General features: G+C 59.9%; 22 protein-coding genes and 1 pseudogene. 19 read left to right on the top strand and 4 right to left on the bottom strand.

Going from position 1 to position 20,355, the window contains the following annotated elements; all coding sequences use genetic code 11:
* Nucleotides 1–5 precede the first annotated feature (5 nt).
* From MF268_RS01400 to MF268_RS01310, 19 genes are all read left to right on the top strand, one after another.
* Nucleotides 6–401, top strand: coding sequence for a hypothetical protein (locus MF268_RS01400; protein ID WP_238369120.1), 396 nt, complete (start codon nucleotides 6–8; stop codon nucleotides 399–401).
* Nucleotides 402–461: 60 nt separating this feature from the next.
* Nucleotides 462–1,169, top strand: a complete 708-nt coding sequence (locus MF268_RS01395; RefSeq protein ID WP_238369119.1) for a class I SAM-dependent methyltransferase — start codon at nucleotides 462–464, stop codon at nucleotides 1,167–1,169.
* A 54-nt stretch (nucleotides 1,170–1,223) separates the two neighbouring features.
* Nucleotides 1,224–1,583, top strand: coding sequence for a hypothetical protein (locus tag MF268_RS01390; RefSeq protein WP_238369118.1), 360 nt, complete (start codon nucleotides 1,224–1,226; stop codon nucleotides 1,581–1,583).
* Nucleotides 1,584–1,680: 97 nt separating this feature from the next.
* Nucleotides 1,681–2,094: a DUF5333 domain-containing protein gene (locus tag MF268_RS01385; RefSeq protein ID WP_238369117.1), complete on the top strand. Its 414-nt coding sequence runs from the start codon at nucleotides 1,681–1,683 to the stop codon at nucleotides 2,092–2,094.
* A gap of 3 nt (nucleotides 2,095–2,097) precedes the next feature.
* Nucleotides 2,098–4,113, top strand: a complete 2,016-nt coding sequence (gene nuoG / locus MF268_RS01380) for an NADH-quinone oxidoreductase subunit NuoG (protein ID WP_238369116.1) — start codon at nucleotides 2,098–2,100, stop codon at nucleotides 4,111–4,113.
* Nucleotides 4,110–4,496, top strand: coding sequence for a hypothetical protein (locus MF268_RS01375; protein ID WP_088635183.1), 387 nt, complete (start codon nucleotides 4,110–4,112; stop codon nucleotides 4,494–4,496). The genes nuoG and MF268_RS01375 overlap by 4 nt, the downstream gene beginning before the upstream one ends.
* A 6-nt stretch (nucleotides 4,497–4,502) precedes the next feature.
* Complete coding sequence (gene nuoH / locus MF268_RS01370; RefSeq protein WP_088635182.1) at nucleotides 4,503–5,543, top strand: NADH-quinone oxidoreductase subunit NuoH; 1,041 nt, start codon at nucleotides 4,503–4,505, stop codon at nucleotides 5,541–5,543.
* Between the two features lies 1 nt (nucleotide 5,544).
* Nucleotides 5,545–6,039 carry an NADH-quinone oxidoreductase subunit NuoI gene (nuoI, locus tag MF268_RS01365; protein WP_238369115.1) on the top strand — a complete coding sequence of 165 codons (495 nt, stop codon included), beginning with the start codon at nucleotides 5,545–5,547 and terminating at the stop codon, nucleotides 6,037–6,039.
* Entirely contained in the window at nucleotides 6,036–6,443 is a 408-nt protein-coding gene (locus MF268_RS01360; protein WP_088635180.1) for a carboxymuconolactone decarboxylase family protein, read from the top strand. Before nuoI ends, MF268_RS01360 begins: the two co-directional genes overlap by 4 nt.
* The gene (locus MF268_RS01355; protein WP_238369114.1) at nucleotides 6,440–7,042 is read left to right on the top strand and encodes an NADH-quinone oxidoreductase subunit J; all 603 of its coding nucleotides are present in this window, start codon (nucleotides 6,440–6,442) and stop codon (nucleotides 7,040–7,042) included. The genes MF268_RS01360 and MF268_RS01355 overlap by 4 nt, the downstream gene beginning before the upstream one ends.
* Nucleotides 7,039–7,221 carry a hypothetical protein gene (locus MF268_RS01350; protein WP_238369113.1) on the top strand — a complete coding sequence of 61 codons (183 nt, stop codon included), beginning with the start codon at nucleotides 7,039–7,041 and terminating at the stop codon, nucleotides 7,219–7,221. The genes MF268_RS01355 and MF268_RS01350 overlap by 4 nt, the downstream gene beginning before the upstream one ends.
* 107 nt (nucleotides 7,222–7,328) lie before the next feature.
* Nucleotides 7,329–7,634, top strand: a complete 306-nt coding sequence (nuoK, locus tag MF268_RS01345) for an NADH-quinone oxidoreductase subunit NuoK (RefSeq protein WP_088635177.1) — start codon at nucleotides 7,329–7,331, stop codon at nucleotides 7,632–7,634.
* A gap of 6 nt (nucleotides 7,635–7,640) precedes the next feature.
* Entirely contained in the window at nucleotides 7,641–9,785 is a 2,145-nt protein-coding gene (gene nuoL / locus MF268_RS01340) for an NADH-quinone oxidoreductase subunit L (RefSeq protein WP_238369112.1), read from the top strand.
* Nucleotides 9,785–11,326 carry an NADH-quinone oxidoreductase subunit M gene (locus MF268_RS01335; protein ID WP_238369111.1) on the top strand — a complete coding sequence of 514 codons (1,542 nt, stop codon included), beginning with the start codon at nucleotides 9,785–9,787 and terminating at the stop codon, nucleotides 11,324–11,326. Before nuoL ends, MF268_RS01335 begins: the two co-directional genes overlap by 1 nt.
* 14 nt (nucleotides 11,327–11,340) lie before the next feature.
* Nucleotides 11,341–12,780: an NADH-quinone oxidoreductase subunit NuoN gene (gene nuoN / locus MF268_RS01330; RefSeq protein ID WP_238369110.1), complete on the top strand. Its 1,440-nt coding sequence runs from the start codon at nucleotides 11,341–11,343 to the stop codon at nucleotides 12,778–12,780.
* Nucleotides 12,781–12,816: 36 nt separating this feature from the next.
* Nucleotides 12,817–13,566: a biotin--[acetyl-CoA-carboxylase] ligase gene (locus MF268_RS01325; protein ID WP_238369109.1), complete on the top strand. Its 750-nt coding sequence runs from the start codon at nucleotides 12,817–12,819 to the stop codon at nucleotides 13,564–13,566.
* Nucleotides 13,567–13,583: 17 nt separating this feature from the next.
* A complete protein-coding gene (locus MF268_RS01320) occupies nucleotides 13,584–14,357 on the top strand; it encodes a type III pantothenate kinase (protein ID WP_238369108.1) in 774 nt (257 codons plus the stop codon).
* Nucleotides 14,358–14,361: 4 nt separating this feature from the next.
* On the top strand, nucleotides 14,362–16,029 hold the full coding sequence (locus MF268_RS01315; protein WP_238369107.1) for a ribonuclease J: 1,668 nt from the start codon (nucleotides 14,362–14,364) through the stop codon (nucleotides 16,027–16,029).
* A 241-nt stretch (nucleotides 16,030–16,270) separates the two neighbouring features.
* Nucleotides 16,271–16,696: an OsmC family protein gene (locus MF268_RS01310; RefSeq protein WP_238369106.1), complete on the top strand. Its 426-nt coding sequence runs from the start codon at nucleotides 16,271–16,273 to the stop codon at nucleotides 16,694–16,696.
* 66 nt (nucleotides 16,697–16,762) lie between these two features.
* Here MF268_RS01310 and MF268_RS01305 read toward each other — a convergent pair whose 3' ends face one another.
* The 4 genes and pseudogenes from MF268_RS01305 to MF268_RS01290 form a co-directional block, all read right to left on the bottom strand.
* Nucleotides 16,763–18,181 carry a DEAD/DEAH box helicase gene (locus MF268_RS01305; RefSeq protein ID WP_238369105.1) on the bottom strand — a complete coding sequence of 473 codons (1,419 nt, stop codon included), beginning with the start codon at nucleotides 18,179–18,181 and terminating at the stop codon, nucleotides 16,763–16,765.
* Between the two features lie 189 nt (nucleotides 18,182–18,370).
* A complete protein-coding gene (locus tag MF268_RS01300) occupies nucleotides 18,371–18,997 on the bottom strand; it encodes a hypothetical protein (protein ID WP_238369104.1) in 627 nt (208 codons plus the stop codon).
* Between the two features lie 63 nt (nucleotides 18,998–19,060).
* Nucleotides 19,061–19,246 (bottom strand): annotated as a pseudogene (locus MF268_RS01295) (glycosyltransferase family 2 protein); the annotation flags it as partial.
* A gap of 122 nt (nucleotides 19,247–19,368) precedes the next feature.
* A complete protein-coding gene (locus MF268_RS01290) occupies nucleotides 19,369–20,340 on the bottom strand; it encodes a calcium-binding protein (protein WP_238369103.1) in 972 nt (323 codons plus the stop codon).
* Between the last annotated feature and the right edge of the window lie 15 nt (nucleotides 20,341–20,355).

Genomic DNA, 20,355 nt, shown 5'->3' with positions numbered 1-20,355 from the left:
AGGGCATGCGCAGGCAGTTTTTCATTTCGGTCGGGCTGGTTCTCTTGGCAGGTTGCGGTGGCAGCGCCAATCTGAATGACCCGCGCACGGCCGAACTGATGGCCCTGTCTGCGCCGGAGCATTATGCCGTGCGGACAATCGCGCGTGAAATGGTCGGACGCTGCCCCGCGTATTCCTATGATGAGGTTCTGGCTGCTGCGATCACCAATGAACGCGTGAAGAACGGCCAACTGGTCGCGCAGCAGGTCCGGGAAGCGGCTGAGCTGGAAACCGATGTCAAACGCCGGTCGCTGGCCGCGAAATACGGCACCAGCTACAGCAGGCTGAACACTTGTACCGTGCTCGATGATGAAACGGCACGGCGGACGCCTGTCAGCGTTCTCGTGTACAAGCGGGGCTAAGATGGTGTTCGGGGCTCAAAGCGCTGACCGGATCATCCGCAGAACGGAGATTCTGGGGAGATGAGGAAATTCCGCTTTGAAGAAGATGGCGATATTGCCGGGGATATCCTCGACAAATATGGCTATGCTGGCGATCTGGCCAAGATCTATGCCTCGAACGAAGGCGCGAGCGTCCACAAGTGGCATCACTATATTCCGCTCTACGACCGGTATTTCTCAAAGTTTCGCGGCACGGCGGTCCGGTTTCTCGAAATAGGCGTCAATCACGGCGGCTCGCTGCAGCTCTGGCGCAAATATTTCGGAAAAGACGCCAAGATCTTCGGCATCGACATCAACCCTGATTGCGCTCGCTACGACGGACAGTCAGGGCAGGTGCGGATCGGTTCGCAAGCCGATCCCGAGTTCTTGTCCGACGTAGTCGATGAAATGGGGGGCGTCGATCTGATTCTCGACGACGGCAGCCACCGGATGAAACATATCGAGGCCTCGCTCATGGCCCTCTATCCCCGGCTCTCACCCGGCGGTGCTTATGTGATCGAAGATCTTCACACCGCCTATTTTCCCAAGTACGGCGGCGGGTACCGGGCAAAAACCAGTTTTTTCAACTTGCTACGGCGCATGGTGGATGACATGCACCACTGGTATCATCGCAAGGGCCTGCGGTTCCCTGCCTTGGAGGGCGCTTTCGCGGGCTTTCACATTCATGACTCGATGGTCGTCATCGAAAAGGAAAAGGTGCATCGCCCGGTGCATTCGCGGGTGAAGTAGATGCAGGCAATCGAAACGACCGGAGCGCAACAGCGCGGTGCAAGGCGGAAGATTATGAAAACACTGCCTCAAATTTTCAGGCAGACCGGCCGTGGTCTTGCTGTAGCGGCCTTTGCCGTGACCCTGTCCGCATGTGCCCAGGACGATGAAACCCGGCTGGCGTTCCAGGGGGTCTACTTCAAGACCAAGGCGAGTAAAGTCGACGATAACCGTCAGCGGTTCACCGTTTCCGTCAAGAACATGTCTCTCGCTCCGCAAGGAGCGATCGAGGCCGGCGAATTCGAGGCGACCCGCTATTGCATCACGAACTACGGTACATCGCGGATCATCTGGTCCGCCGGACCGGACAGACCCCTGCAGCAATTGCCGGTTGTGAACGATACGCTGACATTAGCCGGAGAATGCAATCCGTGAGCAGGTATTTGCATATCACCGGGATCCAAGGCGGTTGTTATTGCCTATCGGAACGATTCTCGTCCGTTGTTTGCCTTTCATACGAAAGGAAGACCCGATGAGACTTGCCAATACCGTTATCGCCGCCGCGCTCGCCTGTACTGTTGCGCTACCGGTTTCGGCCACTGCGCGTCCAGCTTTGCGCGATGTGCCCGAGATCGAAAATACGCTGTTTGCCGTGGCGATTGCCGATGCGATCCGCGACCGCTGCGATGACATCAGCCCGCGTGTGCTGCGCGCGCTGAACACGCTGCGCAAGATCAAGGCCCAAGCCAACGATCTGGGCTACAGCGACGAAGAAATCAGGGCCTATGTCGAATCCGATACTGAAAAGGCCCGGATGCGCGCAAAGGGCGAGAAATTCCTCGCACAGAACGGCGTATCCTATGACAAACCTGAAACCTTCTGCACCTTCGGGCGTGCGGAAATTGCCAAATCCAGCGCGATTGGTGTGCTACTGAGGGCGAAATAGACCATGTCTGACCTCCGCAAGATCAACATTGACGGAACCGAAATCGAAGTCGACGGGGCAATGACCCTGATCCAGGCCTGTGAGCAGGTCGGGGTCGAGATTCCGCGTTTCTGCTACCACGAACGCCTGTCGATCGCCGGTAACTGCCGCATGTGTCTGGTCGAGGTCGTGGGCGGTCCGCCGAAACCCGCCGCTTCCTGCGCGATGCAGGTCCGCGATCTGCGCCCCGGTCCCGAAGGGCAGGCGCCGCAGGTCAAGACGAACTCGCCAATGGTCAAGAAGGCCCGCGAAGGGGTGATGGAGTTTCTCCTGATCAACCACCCGCTCGACTGCCCGATCTGTGACCAGGGCGGCGAATGCGATCTTCAGGATCAGGCGATGGCCTATGGCGTGGACTTCTCGCGTTTCCGCGAAGCCAAGCGTGCCTCGACGGATCTGGATCTTGGTCCTCTGGTCGAAACCCACATGACACGCTGCATCTCTTGTACGCGCTGCGTTCGCTTCACAACCGAGGTCGCTGGTATTCACCAGATGGGCCAGACAGGGCGCGGCGAAGATGCCGAGATTACGTCCTATCTGGGCGAGACCCTGAATTCCAACATGCAGGGCAACATCATTGACCTCTGCCCGGTCGGAGCGCTGGTGTCGAAACCCTACGCGTTCACCGCCCGTCCGTGGGAGCTCAGCAAGACCGAAAGCATCGACGTTATGGACGCGCTCGGCTCGAACATTCGCGTGGATACCAAGGGTCGCGAAGTCATGCGGATCCTGCCGCGCAACCATGACGGCGTGAATGAGGAATGGATCTCCGACAAGACGCGCTTTGTGTGGGACGGTTTGCGCCGCCAGCGTCTCGACACGCCCTATATCCGCGAAAACGGCAAGCTGCGCAAAGCGGGCTGGGGCGAGGCGCTGACCGCCGCTGCCGCCGCTATGAAGGGCAAGAAAGTCGCCGGCATCGTGGGCGATCTGGTTTCTGTTGAACCCGCATTTGCGCTGAAGCAGCTGATCGAAGGCATGGGCGGCATTGTCGAATGCCGTACCGACGGGGCGAAACTGCCCGCCGGAAACCGGGGGGCATATGTCGGCACTGCTGCTGTCGAAGACATTGACATGGCGGAAAGCATCCTGCTGATCGGCACCAATCCGGCGGTCGAAGCGCCGGTGCTCAACGCCCGTATCCGTAAGGCATGGAGCCGGGGCGCCAATGTGGCTCTGGTTGGCGATGCGGCGGATTTGACGTTTGACTACACCCATATGGGTAACGACCGCGCCGCGCTGCAGGAAGTCGTCGACATGGGCGGCTCGGACGAGATCCGGGAGAAAGCCTCGATGGTCATCGTCGGGCAGGGCGCTTTGCAAGAAGCAGACGGTGCGGCCGTTCTTGCCGCGGCGCAAAGCATCGCCGAAGCAACCAATAGCGGTCTTCTCATCCTGCACACCGCAGCCAGCCGGGTAGGGGCGATGGATATCGGTGCTACCTGCGACGGCGGCATGGCCGAGGTGTCCGAGGCCGAGGTCATCTATAACCTTGGCGCGGATGAGGTCGACATCGCCGAAGGCGCTTTTGTCATCTACCAAGGCAGCCACGGCGACCGCGGCGCGCATCGCGCCGACATCATCCTGCCGGGCGCGGCCTATACCGAGGAAACCGGCCTCTTCGTGAATACCGAAGGTCGTCCGCAGCTGGCGCAGCGCGCGGGATTCGCGCCGGGTGAAGCCAAGGAAAACTGGGCGATCCTGCGGGCGCTTTCCGGCGAGATCGGCGAAGTGCTGCCTTTCGACAGTATTGCGCAGCTTCGTCAGGAACTTGTCAAAGCAGTACCGCATCTCGCGAAGGTGGACGAAGTACCAGAAAACGCAGTTGAAAAGCTCGAGGCCGGTGAACTGGGCAAGGCGACATTCCGTCCTGCCATCACCGATTTTTACCTGACCAACCCGATCGCACGGGCCAGCGCGTTGATGGCGGAACTCTCCGCAGGCGTCAAAGCACGCGCCCAGCAGATCGCCGCTGAATGATTCGCACCGCGATCATATCGGCGCTGGTCCTGACCGGCTGCGATGCGGGGGCGACGTCGGGCGGATCGGCTTACCGGCCCGTCTATGGTGGTGTCGACACGCGGCTTCTGGACGGTGATCTGGTGCAGTTCGGCGTCGTGATGAAGGGCGCCCGAAACGACAATGATGTGGCGGGGTACGCGGAATGCGCCGCCGCGCAATACGCGCTGATCCGCGGATACGGATTTGCGCGTCATTTGCGCACAAAAGTACAGGAAAAGGGTGGCGTGTGGGCGGCGGATGCTGTTTACACCATCTCGCCATCGCTGCCGCGCGGACTGGAAACCATCGACGCCGAAGTCGTGGTCGAAAACTGTGCGGAAAACGGGATACCGACGGTGTGAGGACTTATGGCTGAATTCTTTACGACAACGGGCACGGGAATCGCGCTGCTGATACTGGGCCAGATCCTTCTGATCGTCGTCCCGCTCTTGGTGGCGCTGGCCTTTCTGATGTATGCCGACCGCAAGATCTGGGCCGCCGTTCAGATGCGCCGTGGCCCCAACGTGGTCGGATTTTACGGTTTGCTGCAAAGCTTTGCGGATTTCGGTAAATACATCCTCAAGGAAATCGTGGTGCCCGCCGGGGCTGACCGCGCGGTGTTCTTCCTTGCGCCGATGATCAGCCTTGTCATGGCGCTCGTCGCTTGGGCGGTGATCCCGTTCAACGATGGCTGGGTGCTCTCGGACATCAACGTGGCGATCCTTTTCGTCTTCGCCGTGTCGTCGCTCGAAGTATATGGCGTCATCATGGGCGGTTGGGCGTCGAACTCGAAATACCCCTTCCTCGGCTCGCTCCGGTCGGCCGCGCAGATGATCTCATATGAGGTCTCGCTGGGCCTTATTATCATCGGCGTTATCATCTCGACTGGTTCGATGAACTTCAGCGGCATCGTCAACGCGCAGGACGGCAACCTCGGTCTGCTCAACTGGTATTGGTTGCCGCATTTCCCGATGATGATCCTCTTCTTCATCTCTGCGCTGGCCGAAACCAACCGCCCGCCGTTCGACCTTCCCGAAGCGGAATCGGAACTCGTTGCCGGGTATCAGGTGGAATACTCCTCGACCCCCTTCCTTCTCTTCATGATCGGGGAACTGGTTGCGGTCGTGCTGATGTGCGCGCTGATCTCGCTCTTGTTCCTTGGCGGCTGGCTGTCGCCGATCCCCGGCCTTCCTGATGGCATCTTCTGGATGATCGCCAAGATCGGCCTGGTGTTCTTCTTCTTCTCGATGATCAAGGCGATCACGCCGCGCTATCGCTATGACCAGCTGATGCGTCTGGGCTGGAAGGTCTTCCTCCCGTTCAGCCTCGTCTGGGTGGTCTTCGTGGCCTTCGCCGCAAAATTCGACTGGTTCTGGGGCGCCTTCGCGCGCTGGAGCACTGGGAGCTGATATGACCCAAATCGACTATACCCGCGCCGCCAAGTATTTCCTGCTCAGCGACTTCGTCAAAGGTCTCTGGATCGGCATGAAATACTTCGTGGCCCCCAAATCGACGATTAACTACCCGCATGAAAAGGGGCCACTGTCGCCCCGATTCCGCGGCGAACACGCGCTGCGCCGCTATCCCAACGGCGAAGAACGCTGCATCGCTTGCAAACTCTGCGAAGCGATCTGTCCGGCGCAGGCCATCACCATCGATGCCGAACCGCGCGAAGACGGCTCGCGCCGGACGACACGCTACGACATCGACATGACGAAGTGCATCTACTGCGGTTTCTGTCAGGAAGCCTGCCCGGTGGATGCCATCGTCGAAGGTCCGAATTTCGAATTCGCAACCGAGACCCGCGAAGAGCTGTTCTATGACAAGGCCAAGCTGCTTGAGAACGGCGAACGCTGGGAAGCTGAAATTGCCCGCAACCTAGAACTGGATGCGCCCTACCGATGAGCGACCCGCGCAACCCCTTTGAAGCGATGATGACGCAGGCGCAGGAAATGGCGCGGGCGCTCAATCCCGCGCTTGAAACCTTCTCGCCCAAGGGGTTCGAGGCGCTGTGGCCGACCATGCCCAAGGAAGCGATGGAATTCTGGTTCGGCAACACGGTGAACAAGGACGGGCTTGATGCCAAGACGCGGCTGCTGCTGACGCTGGCCGGGCTGACGATGCAAGGGGCGCAGGCAGACACAGCCGTGCGCCAGACCGTGCGTCACCTGATCGAAGCCGGGGCACGCAAGCAAGAAATCGTCGAGACGATCGGTCAGATGTCGGTCTTTGCGGGCATTCCCGCGATGACCCGCGCGCTCGATCTTGCGCAAGAGACTATGGGCGAAAACGAGGAACCCGAAACATGAGCGTATTTGCCTTTTACCTGTTTTCGATAAGCGCCATCATCGGCGGCTTTTTCACCGTAACCGCGCGCCAGCCGGTACATTCGGTGCTCTGGCTGATCCTTGCGTTTCTGTCTTCGGCGGGGCTCTTCGTGCTGCTCGGCGCGGAATTCGTCGCGATGCTGCTGGTGATCGTCTATGTGGGCGCGGTGGCCGTGCTCTTCCTCTTCGTTGTCATGATGCTTGATGTGGATTTCGCCGAGCTCAAGGCCGAGATGGCAAAATACATGCCGCTGGCCCTGCTGATCGGCCTCATCATTCTGATGCAGTTCGTCATGGCCTTTGGTGCGTGGGAATCCAACGCCGCCGCCGAAACGATGCGCACGCAGGTGATGCCGGTCGACAAGCACAATACGCAGGCGCTTGGTCTGATCCTTTATGATCAGTACTTCCTGCTGTTCCAGCTTGCAGGTCTCATCCTGCTGGTCGCGATGATCGGCGCAATCGTTCTGACCCTGCGCCACCGTCAGGACGTCAAGCGTCAGAACGTGCTGGCCCAGATGTATCGCGATCCGGCCAAGGCGATGGAACTTCGCGACGTCAAACCGGGGCAGGGGCTTTGATCCAGATCGTCCACGATCACCTGTCTTCGGTCGGGGTCGCGGGCTTTGCCGGGCTCTGGGCCGCCAAGGCGGCGCTCAGCTACTCGGCCTTCCGGGTCTGGAAACGCCGCCGGGCGCGGCTCTCCGGCGCGGTCGCGCCCGACAAGGGCAGGCACATCGGGGTGCCGCCGCTGACCTAGCGGCAGACATCCCGGCCCCGGGACGGGCCGAAACATCCCGACATTGTCGGGGGCGAGACAAGACAAGGGCCGGAAAGGCCGACACGGAAAAGAAACCGAGGGACGACATGATCGGACTTGAACATTATCTCACCGTCGCGGCGACGCTGTTCGTCATCGGCATCTTCGGGCTGTTCCTGAACCGCAAGAACGTCATCATCCTGTTGATGAGCATCGAACTGATCCTGCTTTCGGTGAACATCAACTTTGTGGCCTTCTCCTCTTTCCTCGGGGATCTTGTCGGGCAGGTGTTCACGCTCTTCGTGCTGACTGTCGCCGCCGCCGAGGCTGCGATCGGCCTTGCCATCCTTGTCTGTTTCTTCAGAAACCGCGGCACCATCGCCGTCGAAGACGTCAACGTGATGAAGGGCTAACGTCACATGGAAACCATCATCCTCTTCGCCCCGCTTGTTGGCGCACTGATCTGCGGCTTTGGCTGGAAGTTCATCGGCGAAACCGCAGCGCAATGGGTTGCCACGGGGCTGCTCTTCCTGGCAGCGCTACTCTCTTGGATCGTGTTCTTCACCTTCGACGGCGTGACCGAGCACATCACCGTGCTGCGTTTTATCGAATCCGGCACGCTGGCGACGGAATGGGCCATCCGGCTTGACCGCCTTACCGCCATCATGCTGATCGTGATCACCACGGTTTCCAGCCTCGTGCACCTCTACAGCTTTGGCTACATGGATCACGACCCCCAGTGGAAAGAGGGAGAGGTCTACAAGCCGCGTTTCTTTGCTTACCTGTCGTTCTTCACCTTCGCGATGCTGGCGCTGGTCACCTCCAACAACTTGGTCCAGATGTTCTTTGGATGGGAAGGCGTGGGCGTGGCCTCCTATCTGCTGATCGGTTTCTATTATCGCAAGCCCTCGGCCAACGCGGCCGCGATCAAGGCCTTTGTTGTGAACCGTGTCGGTGACTTCGGCTTTTCGCTGGGCATCTTCGCGCTGTTCTTCCTGACCGACACCATCGATTTCGACGTGATCTTTGGCGAAGCATCGACGCTCGCCGAAACGCAGGTGTCCTTCCTCTGGACCGAATGGAACGCGGCGAACCTCGTGGCCTTCCTGCTGTTCATCGGCGCGATGGGTAAATCCGCGCAGCTCCTGCTGCACACGTGGCTCCCGGATGCGATGGAAGGCCCGACCCCGGTGTCGGCCCTGATCCACGCCGCTACGATGGTGACGGCGGGCGTGTTCCTCGTCTGCCGCATGTCACCGATCATGGAATTCGCGCCCGAAGCGACTGCCTTCATCACCGTGCTGGGCGCGACCACGGCATTCTTTGCCGCAACGGTTGGCCTCGTGCAGACCGACATCAAGCGCGTCATCGCCTATTCGACCTGTTCGCAGCTGGGCTACATGTTCGTTGCTGCCGGTGTTGGTATGTATTCGGCGGCCATGTTCCACCTGCTGACCCACGCCTTTTTCAAGGCGCTCCTGTTCCTCGGGGCAGGCTCGGTCATCCACGCGATGCACCACGAGCAGGACATGACCAACTACGGCGGTCTGCGCAAAAAGATCCCCTATACTTTCTGGGCGATGATGATCGGCACGCTGGCGATCACCGGTGTCGGCATCCCGCTGACCCATATCGGTTTTGCCGGTTTCCTTTCCAAAGACGCGATCATCGAAAGCGCATGGGGCGGCGGATCGGCCTATGGCTTCTGGCTGCTGGTCGTTGCTGCCTGCTTCACGTCCTTCTATTCGTGGCGCCTTATCTTCCTGACGTTCTACGGTACCCCGCGCGGCGACAAGCACACGCATGATCATGCGCACGAAAGCCCGATGGTCATGCTGATACCGCTGGGTGTTCTGTCGCTCGGTGCGATCTTCTCGGGGATGCTCTGGTATTCCAACTTCTTCGGCCATGCCGACCAGATCGGTAAGTTCTATGGCATTCCGATGGCGGCCGAGGCCGCGGCCCATGGCGATGACCATGCGGTGACCGATGAAGCGGGTCACGGCGAAGAAGCGACCGAAGAGGCCCAAGGCGAAGAGACCGCACTCGCGGACGCCGCGACCGAGGATCACGGCGAGGCGGGCGAGCATCACGCCCAGCTTGGCGGCGAACCCGGTGATGGTGCGCTCTACTTCGGTCCGGACAACCACGTTCTGGACAATGCCCATGCCGCGCCAATCTGGGTCAAGGTCTCGCCCTTTATCGCGATGCTGCTTGGTCTTGCTGTTGCCTACCTGTTCTACATCGTAAACCCGGAACTGCCCCGTCGTCTGGCCGAAAACCAGCGTCCCCTGTACCTCTTTCTCAAGAACAAGTGGTACTTCGACGAAATCTATGACGCGGTCTTTGTGCGCCCCGTCATGGGCCTCGGCAAGGTGTTCTGGAAACGCGGTGATGGCAGCATCATCGACGGCTTCCTGAATGGCGTCGCACTCAATATCGTACCGTTCTTCACCCGGCTCGCAGGCCGCGCACAGACCGGCTATATCTTTACTTATGCCTTCTGGATGGTGCTCGGCATAGCCGCGCTTGTCACCTGGATGTCGATCGGAGGAGGCAACTGATGGACAACCTTCTTTCCATTGTCACCTTCATCCCTGCGCTCGCGGCCCTGATCCTTGCGATCTTCCTGCGCGGAGAAGACGACGCGGCGCATCGCAATGCCAAGTGGGTGGCGCTGTTCGCGACGACCATCACCTTCCTGATCTCGCTCGGCATCTATTTTGAATTCGACCCCGCCGATCCCGGTTTCCAGTTCGTCGAGCAAAGCGACTGGCTGCTCGGCCTGCAATACAAGATGGGCGTCGACGGGATCTCGGTCCTTTTCGTGATGCTGACCACCTTTGTCATGCCGCTCACCATTCTCGCGAGCTGGGATGTAAAGACCCGCGTCAAGGAATACATGATCGCCTTCCTGCTCTTGGAAACGCTGATGCTCGGCGTTTTCATGGCGCTGGATCTGGTGCTGTTCTACCTGTTCTTCGAAGCCGGTCTGATCCCAATGTTCCTGATCATTGGCATCTGGGGCGGGGCGAACCGCATCTACGCGAGCTTCAAGTTCTTCCTCTACACCTTCCTTGGCTCGGTGCTGATGCTGGTCGCGATGGTGGCAATGTTCGCCGACGCGGGCACCACAGATATCGAAGTTCTGCTGACCCATGAATTTGCCAGCGAAACCTTCAGCCTGATGGGCTTCCAGATCGTCGGCGGTCTGCAGACGCTTCTCTTCCTCGCCTTCTTCGCATCTTTCGCGGTGAAGATGCCGATGTGGCCTGTTCACACTTGGCTTCCGGATGCGCACGTTCAGGCACCGACCGCGGGCTCCGTGGTTCTGGCGGCGATCCTCCTCAAGATGGGTGGCTATGGCTTCCTGCGCTTTTCGTTGCCCATGTTCCCGGTCGGGTCAGAAATCCTGGCACCGCTGGTGCTCTGGATGTCGGCCATCGCGATTGTCTACACCTCGCTCGTCGCGCTGGTGCAGGAGGATATGAAAAAGCTGATCGCCTATTCCTCGGTCGCGCACATGGGTTTCGTGACCATGGGCATCTTTGCGGCCAACCAGCAGGGCGTTGACGGCGCGATCTTCCAGATGCTCTCGCACGGGTTCATCTCGGCCGCTCTCTTCCTCTGCGTCGGTGTGATCTATGACCGGATGCACACTCGCGATATCGACGCCTACGGCGGTTTGGTAAACAGGATGCCTGCCTACGCGCTGGTTTTCATGCTGTTCACGATGGCGAACGTCGGCCTTCCGGGCACCTCGGGCTTCATCGGTGAATTCCTGACGCTGATGGGCACGTTCCAGGTCAACACCTGGGTGGCGGCCGTAGCGACGAGCGGTGTGATCTTCTCGGCGGCTTATGCGCTCTGGCTCTATCGACGGGTCGTCTTTGGCGATCTCATCAAGGAAAGCCTCAAGACGATCTCCGACATGAATTCGCGTGAACGGTTCATCTTTGCGCCGCTGATCGTGATGACGCTGCTTCTCGGCGTCTACCCGTCGCTTATCACCGATATCATCAGCCCGAGTACGGCGGCGCTGGTCGATAGCTATGACAACGCGGTTGCCGCGGCTCAGTCCGCGACGCAGACCGCATCGAACTAAGGGGGGCCGGATAGATGATCCAGGCTGATCTGAACACCATCCTGCCGGAAATCATTCTGGCTGTTTTTGCCATGCTCGGGCTGGTTGCCGCGGTCTATACCTCCAAGGACAAGCTCGCCCCCGCGCTTGTCTGGGTGACCGGCATCCTTATGGTCCTGCTGGCGATCTGGATCGGTGCTGCCGGCGGCGTCGACAAGATTGCCTTTAACGGCATGTTCATCGATGACGGTTTCTCGCGTTTCGCCAAGATCGCGATCCTGCTGTCCGCGGCCTGCGTTCTGGTGATGAGCCAGGAATACATGAAGCGTCGCGGCCTGCTGCGGTTCGAATATCCGCTGCTCGTTGCACTTTCCGTTGTGGGCATGATGGTCATGGTTTCCGCCGGAGACCTGATGTCGCTCTACATGGGGCTCGAGTTGCAATCGCTCGCGCTCTACGTGGTCGCCTCGCTGCGCCGCGACAGTGCCAAGTCGACCGAGGCGGGTCTCAAGTATTTTGTGTTGGGTGCCCTGTCGTCCGGTCTGCTGCTTTACGGTGCCTCGCTGACCTATGGGTACGCGGGTACGACGCTGTTCTCAGGGATCATCCAGACGGCGATCCATGGCGAGGTTTCGGTTGGTCTGCTCTTCGGCCTGATCTTCCTGATTTCCGGTCTGGCCTTCAAGGTTTCGGCCGTGCCTTTCCACATGTGGACGCCGGACGTTTACGAAGGCGCGCCGACCCCAGTCACCGCGTTTTTCGCGACAGCGCCCAAGGTGGCGGCGCTGGGTCTTTTCGCCCGGCTTCTGCATGACGCTTTCGGTGCCGCCGTCAGCGACTGGCAACAGGTGATCGCGCTGCTCTCCGTCGCCTCGATGTTCCTCGGCAGCGTTGCCGCCATCGGTCAGCGCGACATCAAACGCCTGATGGCCTATTCCTCGATCACCCACATGGGATTTGCCCTGATGGGCCTTGCCGCGGGCACTGTGTTCGGTGTGCAGGCAATGCTGATCTACGTGGCGATCTACATCACCATGAATGTTGGCACATTTGCCTTCATTCTCTCGATGGAACGCGACGGGCAGCCGGTCACGGATATCAATGCGCTGAACCTGTATTCCAAGCGTGAACCGGGCCGGGCGCTGGCGATGCTGGTACTCCTCTTCTCGCTGGCAGGTGTGCCGCCGATGCTCGGCTTTTTCGGCAAGTTCTACGTTCTGCGGGCCGCTTATGAAGGCGGGCTGGCATGGCTCGCCGTGGCCGGTGTGGTCGCCTCCGTGATCGGTGCTTTCTACTATCTGCGCATCGTCTACTACATGTACTTCGGCGAAGAAGGGTCCGAGCTGGAAACCAACCGCTCGCCCGTTCTCTGGGTCTTCCTCATGGCTTCGGCTGTCATCATGCTGCTGGGCGTTGTCAACATGTTCGGCGTCGAAGGCGCGGCCGCGGCAGCGGCAGCAACGCTTGTTAACTGATCCTCACCGGGGGCCTTTCTGTAATGGAGGCCCCCGATGACCGACTGGCCGTACGGCTATGGCCGTCGAATCCTCGAAAAAGTCGACTCCACGCTTAGCGAAGCGGCCCGGATCGCACCGGGCCTGACCGGGCCGGAGTGGATCCTTGGCTTGCACCAGACCGCCGCCCGGGGTCGGCGAGGACGGCCCTGGACCCATCCCAAAGGCAACTTTGCCGCGACGCTGGTCATCCGACCAACCGGCGGGCCGGAACGGGCTGCCCTGCGCAGTTTCGTGACCTCCCTCGCGCTTTTCGATGCCTGCGTCACTGTCACTGGCCGCGCCGAGGGCTTTTCGCTGAAATGGCCCAATGACGTTCTGCTGAACGGCGGCAAACTCGCCGGTATCCTGCTGGAGAGCACCGGCGCACCGGGGCAGGGCAGCTACCTCGCCATCGGGATCGGCGTGAACCTTGCCGATGCGCCCCGCGCGGAAGACGTGGAACCTGGTGCCGTGCGGCCCGTGTCGCTGCTCTCGGAAACCGGGGCATCGGTCTCGCCCGAAGACTTCCTGACCTATCTGGCCGTCGCCTATGACCGCTATGAAACCCAGTTCACCACCTACGGTTTCGAACCGATCCGGCAGGCCTGGCTTGCCCGCGCGGCCCGTGTCGGTGAGCCCATCACGGCACGGCTGAGCAATTCGGAAACTACCGGAATCTTTGAAACGGTGGACGGGCGGGGCAATCTTGTCTTACAGACGGACAATGGCCGCGTCAGCCTGCCTGCGGCCGAGATCTATTTCTGAACAGGAGCCTCTGGCCCATGTTGTTGGCGATTGACTGTGGCAACACGAATACCGTTTTTTCCATCTGGGACGGCGAGAAATTTCTCTGCACCCTGCGGACCTCGACGCACCATGCGCGTACGGCAGATGCCTATTTCACTTGGTTTTCGACGCTGATCAAGCACTACGGAATCGATCCGGACATCACCGATGTTATTATCTCGTCCACCGTGCCGCGCGTGGTGTTCAACCTGCGCGTCTTTGCCGACCGTTTCTTCAATTGCCGTCCGCTGGTCGTTGGCAAGCCGGAATGCCTGCTGCCCCACGCGCCCCGCGTCGATGAAGGCACCCAGGTCGGACCCGACCGGCTTGTGAACACCGCCGGCGCGTTCGACCGGCACGGGGGCGATTTGGTCGTTGTCGATTTCGGCACCGCCACGACCTTTGACGTGGTCGCGAGCGACGGTGCCTATGTCGGCGGCGTCATTGCCCCGGGCGTCAATCTCAGCCTCGAAGCGCTCCACATGGCCGCCGCCGCCCTGCCGCATGTCGATATCGCCAAGCCGCAGGCAGTGGTCGGTACGAATACGGTTGCATGTATGCAGTCGGGCGTGTTTTGGGGGTATGTCGGTCTTGTCCGCGAGATTTGCAGTAGAATCCGCGCTGAACGAGACACGGACATGAAAATTATAGCGACAGGCGGTCTTGCGCCCCTGTTCCAGCAAAGCGAAGTGCTGTTCGATTTCTTCGAAGAAGACCTGACAATGCACGGCCTGACCGTGATCCACGCCTATAACAAGGATAAAACCTGAAACGATGAGCAGTGAAAGACTGATCTACCTGCCTCTCGGTGGGGCGGGCGAAATTGGTATGAACGCCTATGTCTATGGCTATGGCGCACCGGACAAGGAACGCCTGATCCTTGTCGATCTCGGGGTGACCTTCCCCGACATGGACGGCACACCGGGTGTCGACCTGATCATGCCCGACATGACCTGGCTCAAGGAACGTGCCGACCGGCTCGACGGGATATTCATCACCCACGCCCATGAAGACCATATCGGCGCGGTGGCACATTTCTACCAGGCGCTTGGCGCGCCGGTCTATGCGCGCCCCTTTACCGCCAATATCGCGCGGCGCAAGATGGATGAGTACGGCCACCCCGAAGACGCGGTGCGCACGGTTTCCGCCTGGCCCGAACAGATCAAGCTCGGGCCTTTTGCCGTCAGCTTCCTGCCGATCTCGCATTCCATCCCTGAATCAGCGTCGCTCGTGATCGACACGCCGGAGGGCCGGGTGATTCATTCGGGCGATTTCAAACTGGACGCCACGCCGGTCGTGGGCGAGGCCTTTGACCCCGAGTTATGGGCCAAGGTCTGCAAGAACGGGGTGCGGGCCCTGATCTGTGACAGCACGAACGTCTTCTCTCCGCTTGCCGGTCGCTCGGAAATCACCGTCGGTCCCGAGATCGAGAACCTCGTCAGTCAAGCGGAAGGTATGGTCGTGGCGACGACCTTTGCCAGTAACGTCGCCCGCGTCAAAACGCTGGCCGAGGCCGGTGCCCGCGCCGGACGGTCCATCGTTCTGCTGGGCCGCGCTATGCGCCGGATGGTCGAAGCCGCTGTCGAAACCGGCGTTCTGCATGATTTTCCGAGTGTCGTCTCGCCAGAGGCGGCGCAGGATATTCCGCGCGAGAACCTGATGCTTCTTGTGACGGGCAGTCAGGGCGAACGTCGGGCCGCCAGCGCGCAACTGGCCCGCGGCAAGTATCTGGGGCTCGAGATGAAAGAGGGCGATCTCTTTCTGTTTTCCTCGAAGACGATCCCGGGCAATGAGCGCGGCGTTATCCGGATCATCAACGCCTTCTCGGAAAAAGGCGTGGATGTGGTCGATGATTCATCCGGTCTTTACCATGTATCGGGCCACGCCAACCGGCCCGACCTCGAGCGGTTGCACGCGTTGGTCAAACCGCAGATCCTGATCCCGATGCATGGCGAACACCGCCACCTGCGCGAACATGCGCGCATCGCGACGGAGTCGGGCATGCAGTCGATGGTTGTCGTGAATGGGATGATGATGGACCTGTCGGGAAATGAGTTGCGCGTTGCCGAATATATCGAGACCGGGCGCACTTATCTGGACGGATCGGTCCAGATCGGCGCAATGGACGGCGTAGTGCGCGACAGAATCCGCATGGCGCTGAACGGTCATGTGACCGTGACTCTGATCCTCGACGAGGAAGACGAGCTTTTGGGCGATCCATGGTGCGAGATCAGGGGCCTGCCGGAAACCGGATCCTCGCGCGCGCCACTGGTCGAGGTGATGGAAGAAGACCTCAGCCAGTTGCTGGGCCGTGCCAAGCCAAAGACCCTGCGCGACGATGATGCGCTGGAGGAGGCGCTGCGTCGCGCGGTCCGTCAGACGGCGCAGAGCGAGATCGGAAAGAAGCCGGAAGTGACGATCGTCATCAGCCGTCTCGGGTAAATCCTTCCAGTGTCCGCCCCAGCGATTGGGCGGGCATCCGGTTTGGTTTGATCGGTGCCTTTGTCCGGCTGCTCGATTTTGAATGGAAGCAGGGGGCGCTGCCCCCGCCGCCCTTTGGGCGTCTCCCCCGGGATTATTTCAGACCCAAAGAAGAGGATTGGCGGCGGCCTGCAACCTTTCCTGACGAGAGGCGTTGGGGGGAGAAGCCGGACGATGACGTCCGGCAGAATTGGAGGTAGCCATGATCAAGAAACACGGATCGGCAAAATGGTCGGGTGGTCTTAAGGACGGCAAGGGCCATGTCTCGACCGAGACAGGCGTGCTCAGTGACCAGCCCTATGGGTTCAACACACGTTTTGAAGGTGAGAAGGGGACCAATCCCGAAGAGCTGCTTGGGGCGGCCCATGCGAGCTGTTTCTCGATGGCCCTGAGCATGATCCTCGGGCAGAGCGATCTTGTTGCCGATAACATCGAGACCCGCGCGACGGTGTCGCTTGAAGAAAAGGACGGCGGATTCGCGATTACGGCCGTACATCTGGATGTGACCGCCAGCGTGCCGGGTGCGTCCGGCGAGGATTTCCAGAAGGCGGCCGAAACCGCCAAGGAGAACTGTCCGTTGTCGAAAGTGCTGAACGCCGATATCACGATGGATGCCAAACTGGGCTGATCCAGAGGAAATCGTCAGTTCAATGACTACCGCAGGGGCGTTTGCCGCCCTTGCGGTTTTTTTGTATCAGCCAGCGCGCCGCTCTTCGAAGCTGAGGGCGATGAAGCTGGGCATGTGATCGCCCATGCCGACAACCTTGCCGGAGCCGCGTTCGCTGTCGGATTTGCTGCCCTTGCCCCGTGACGATTTGCGCGGTGTCTCCGCAGGCTTTGCCGCGGCAGCTTCGGCAGGCTCTTGCGGCGCGTCGGTTTTAGCGGCGCGGCGGGAGGAGGAGCGGCTGCGCTTTTTCGGCGCGGGTTCTTCCGCACTATCGGGTTCAGCCGCGTCATTTGAGGTCGCGACCGGATTGTCGATACGCGGAATCTGCTTTTGCACCAGCGCCTCGATATCGGCAAGGTTCTTTTCGTCACGCGGCACGCAGATCATCATCGCGGCACCATCGCGCCCGGCGCGACCGGTACGGCCAATTCGGTGCACGTAATCCTCGGCATGCGAGGGGACGTCGAAGTTGAAGACATGGCTGACGCTTGGCACATCAAGACCGCGAGCGGCGACATCCGAGGCGACGAGGATCTTGAGCTCGCCATTTCGGAAACCTTCGAGGGTCCGGGTCCGTTGCGACTGGTCCAGATCGCCGTGGATCGGGGCGGCGTCATAGCCATATTTCTTGAGCGATTTCGCGACGATATCCACATCCATCTTGCGGTTGCAGAAGATGATCGCGTTGGTCAGTTTCTCACCTTCGGCGTCGATCATCGCGCGTAGGACGCGGCGCTTTTCGCTGGCCTCGCGGTCTTTGCGCGAGCCTTTGAACATGACCACGCCCTGGGTGATGTTTTCACCGGTCGTGGCCTGCCGCGCGACTTCGACACGGGCCGGGGCCGAGAGGAAGGTGTTGGTGATCCGCTCGATCTCGGACGCCATCGTGGCCGAGAAGAACAGGGTCTGGCGAGTAAAGGGTGTCAGGCCGAAAATGCGTTCGATATCAGGGATAAAGCCCATGTCGAGCATCCGGTCGGCTTCGTCCACCACCATGATCTTGACGTCCGACAGGATCAGCTTGCCGCGTTCGAAATGGTCGAGCAGTCTGCCCGGTGTGGCGATCAGCACGTCCACACCCTTGTCGATCAGCTTGTCCTGTTCGTTGAAAGAGACACCGCCGATTAGCAGCGCCTTGGTCAGCTTGACGTGCTTGGCATAGACGTCGAAGTTCTCGGCCACCTGCGCGGCGAGTTCACGGGTCGGGCAGAGCACGAGGCTGCGGGGCATGCGCGCGCGGGCACGGCCACGGGCCAGCAGGGTGATCAGCGGCAGGGTGAAACTCGCCGTCTTGCCGGTGCCGGTCTGGGCGATCCCAAGCACGTCCTGCCCTTCGAGAGCGGGGGGAATGGCGCCAGCCTGGATCGGAGTCGGGGTTTCGTACCCGGCTTCTTCGATCGCCTTGAGCACCTTGGGATTCAGTTTGAGGTCAGAAAATTTTGTCATTTGTATCCGCTGTTTGCGGACACTTTCTTGGCCCGCACCTATGGTCGGAGCCGGACCCGTACGGTCCTGTGCTAGTGCACACGATGGCTCTTGTCGCTGCCATTAACAAAATCGTGCGTGATCGTCAAACCGACAATGGATTTCTACTATTTTACAGGGGCATTGGCGGCTGTTCGGAAACAATCTGGCTCAATTATTACGGTCAGAGACGCAATCCTGCCATGTCGGGAAGTGTTTGTTAATGGCCCCCGCGAGGTCAAGCGGGCGGTGCAGCAGCAGATCGTGGCCCGAGAGCCGGTCGCGCAGCGATGATGTATCGGCGCAGACCTCGTCGTAGAAACGGCGCAGGCCGGATATACCTTCCTCTTTTTCAAGCAAGGTAAACAGCTCGTGCAGCGTGGCGCCACCAAGGGCGCGGGGCTGGGCGGGGCTTAGCTCTGCACGGTAAGAGCCTTTTTCGACGCGGTAGCGATAGGCACTCAGCCAATCCTCCCAATCGCCAACGTGGCAGTGCAGCAAGTCAACGTCGGACAGTTCGGTGCCATCGGCGGGCGCTGCATCGATAAAGGCGCGGTGAATGCGCAATACCACGTTGTCGAGGCCGGTCCGGACAAAGATCTTGCCCACGACATGGCTGAGGAAGCCGCCTTTCACATAAGTGCCGAATTCCGGGTAGAGCGCGGCGACCGTTGCGTCTCGTTTTCCGTCATTGGGGAGGAAGGCCTTGAAATGGCTGAAACTTCCACCGAGGGATTCCGCAGGGCGGACCCGCGCCACGTTCTGGGGCCCATGCACGGCGGCGAGCGCATTCGCCATGTCATCGGCTGGCCAGAGGAATTCGTCGACATCGATATGGGCAAGCCAGTCAACCTCGGGCTTGCGCTGATAGGCATGGGTCGCATTGCGGGACTGGCGGACCTGATGCTTGGCCGGACGCTGGATGCCGCGTCTTTTCCAGTATTGCGCGTCGCATTGGATGACGCGGATCTTGGGGTGTTCGGCCAGAAACGGTTCGGCTTCGGGGCAGGGGGCGTCGAGATAAAGATAAAGCCGATGGCATCCCAGTTCGAGGTGATGCGCGGCAAAGCCAAGGATCGCTGTTGCGTCGGCCTTTACAGTTGAAACGAGGCCCCAACGGGGCCCCGCATCTGGCTCTTTCTCGCGTCTTCCAGTCAGGTCACTGGCCTTTAGAAGATGAAGTCATCGGCACCGATATCGGCGATGTCCATGTCTTGCAGCAGAATGGTGCTCTTGCCGCTTTTCAGAAGGACACCGTCGTCATGATCCTTGATCGTGAGGTCGTCAAAGTTGTCGACGCCCCATTTCTTCAAGACGATCATGTCATTGCCGTCTTGGAAATCTTCGATCACGTCACGACCGGTCGCTTTCTTGAAGACGAACTTGTCGTTACCGCCGCCGCCTTTCAGATCGTCTTTGCCTTTGCCGCCGATGAGAACGTCGTTACCGCCGCCTCCCGCCAAGGAATCGTTACCCTTGCCACCGACCAGCTTGTCCTTGCCGCCATTGCCATAGAGCGAATCCGCGCCGCCGTTACCGACGACCTTGTCATTGCCCTTGCTTCCCTTGATGACGTCGTCACCCTTGCTGCCAAACAGCTTGTCGTCTCCGCCACGGCCAATGATCTTGTCATCGCCGGCAAGACCCTTGAACTTGTCGGTTCCGCCCGTGCCCTTCATCAGATCGTCGCCGAGCGAAGCCGAGGTGCGGTCAAAGACGACCTTGAGTGTCAGAACATCTCCGGAAACGAGGGAAATCCCTTCGCCATCCTTGAGATAATTTATGACGATCTCATCGTCGGTCCACTCGATCATGGAGTTGTCCCATGGACCCGTGGTTTGCTTGGAGAGAATCTTTACCTTTTGGAAATCCTGCACCGTATTGCTGACATCGCTCAGGATCTCGGCGTTATGCGTTGCCGTCTGGCCCTGCGCATCCTTGTTCGCCGCGAGCGCGTCCTGCGTATATTTAATTTCGATCTTATTCTTCGAGATGTCCCAGACTTCGTCGATTCCGTTTTCTTCAATAAATTCGAAATCTTCCGTGCCGGGCCCCGGTGTCACCTCGTAAGGTCCGAAAAAGACGTTGTCCCGCGTTGGGAATACGGTCGTCCATTCCAGAGTGCTACCAATCAAACTCATATTCTCGTTCCCGTT

Origin of the sequence: Heliomarina baculiformis (assembly GCF_019966545.1) — a bacterium.
GTDB classification, from domain to species: domain Bacteria; phylum Pseudomonadota; class Alphaproteobacteria; order Rhodobacterales; family Rhodobacteraceae; genus Heliomarina; species Heliomarina baculiformis.
The sequence above is the reverse complement of the archived record's forward strand: the minus strand, read 5'-3'. Positions and strand labels throughout refer to the sequence as shown.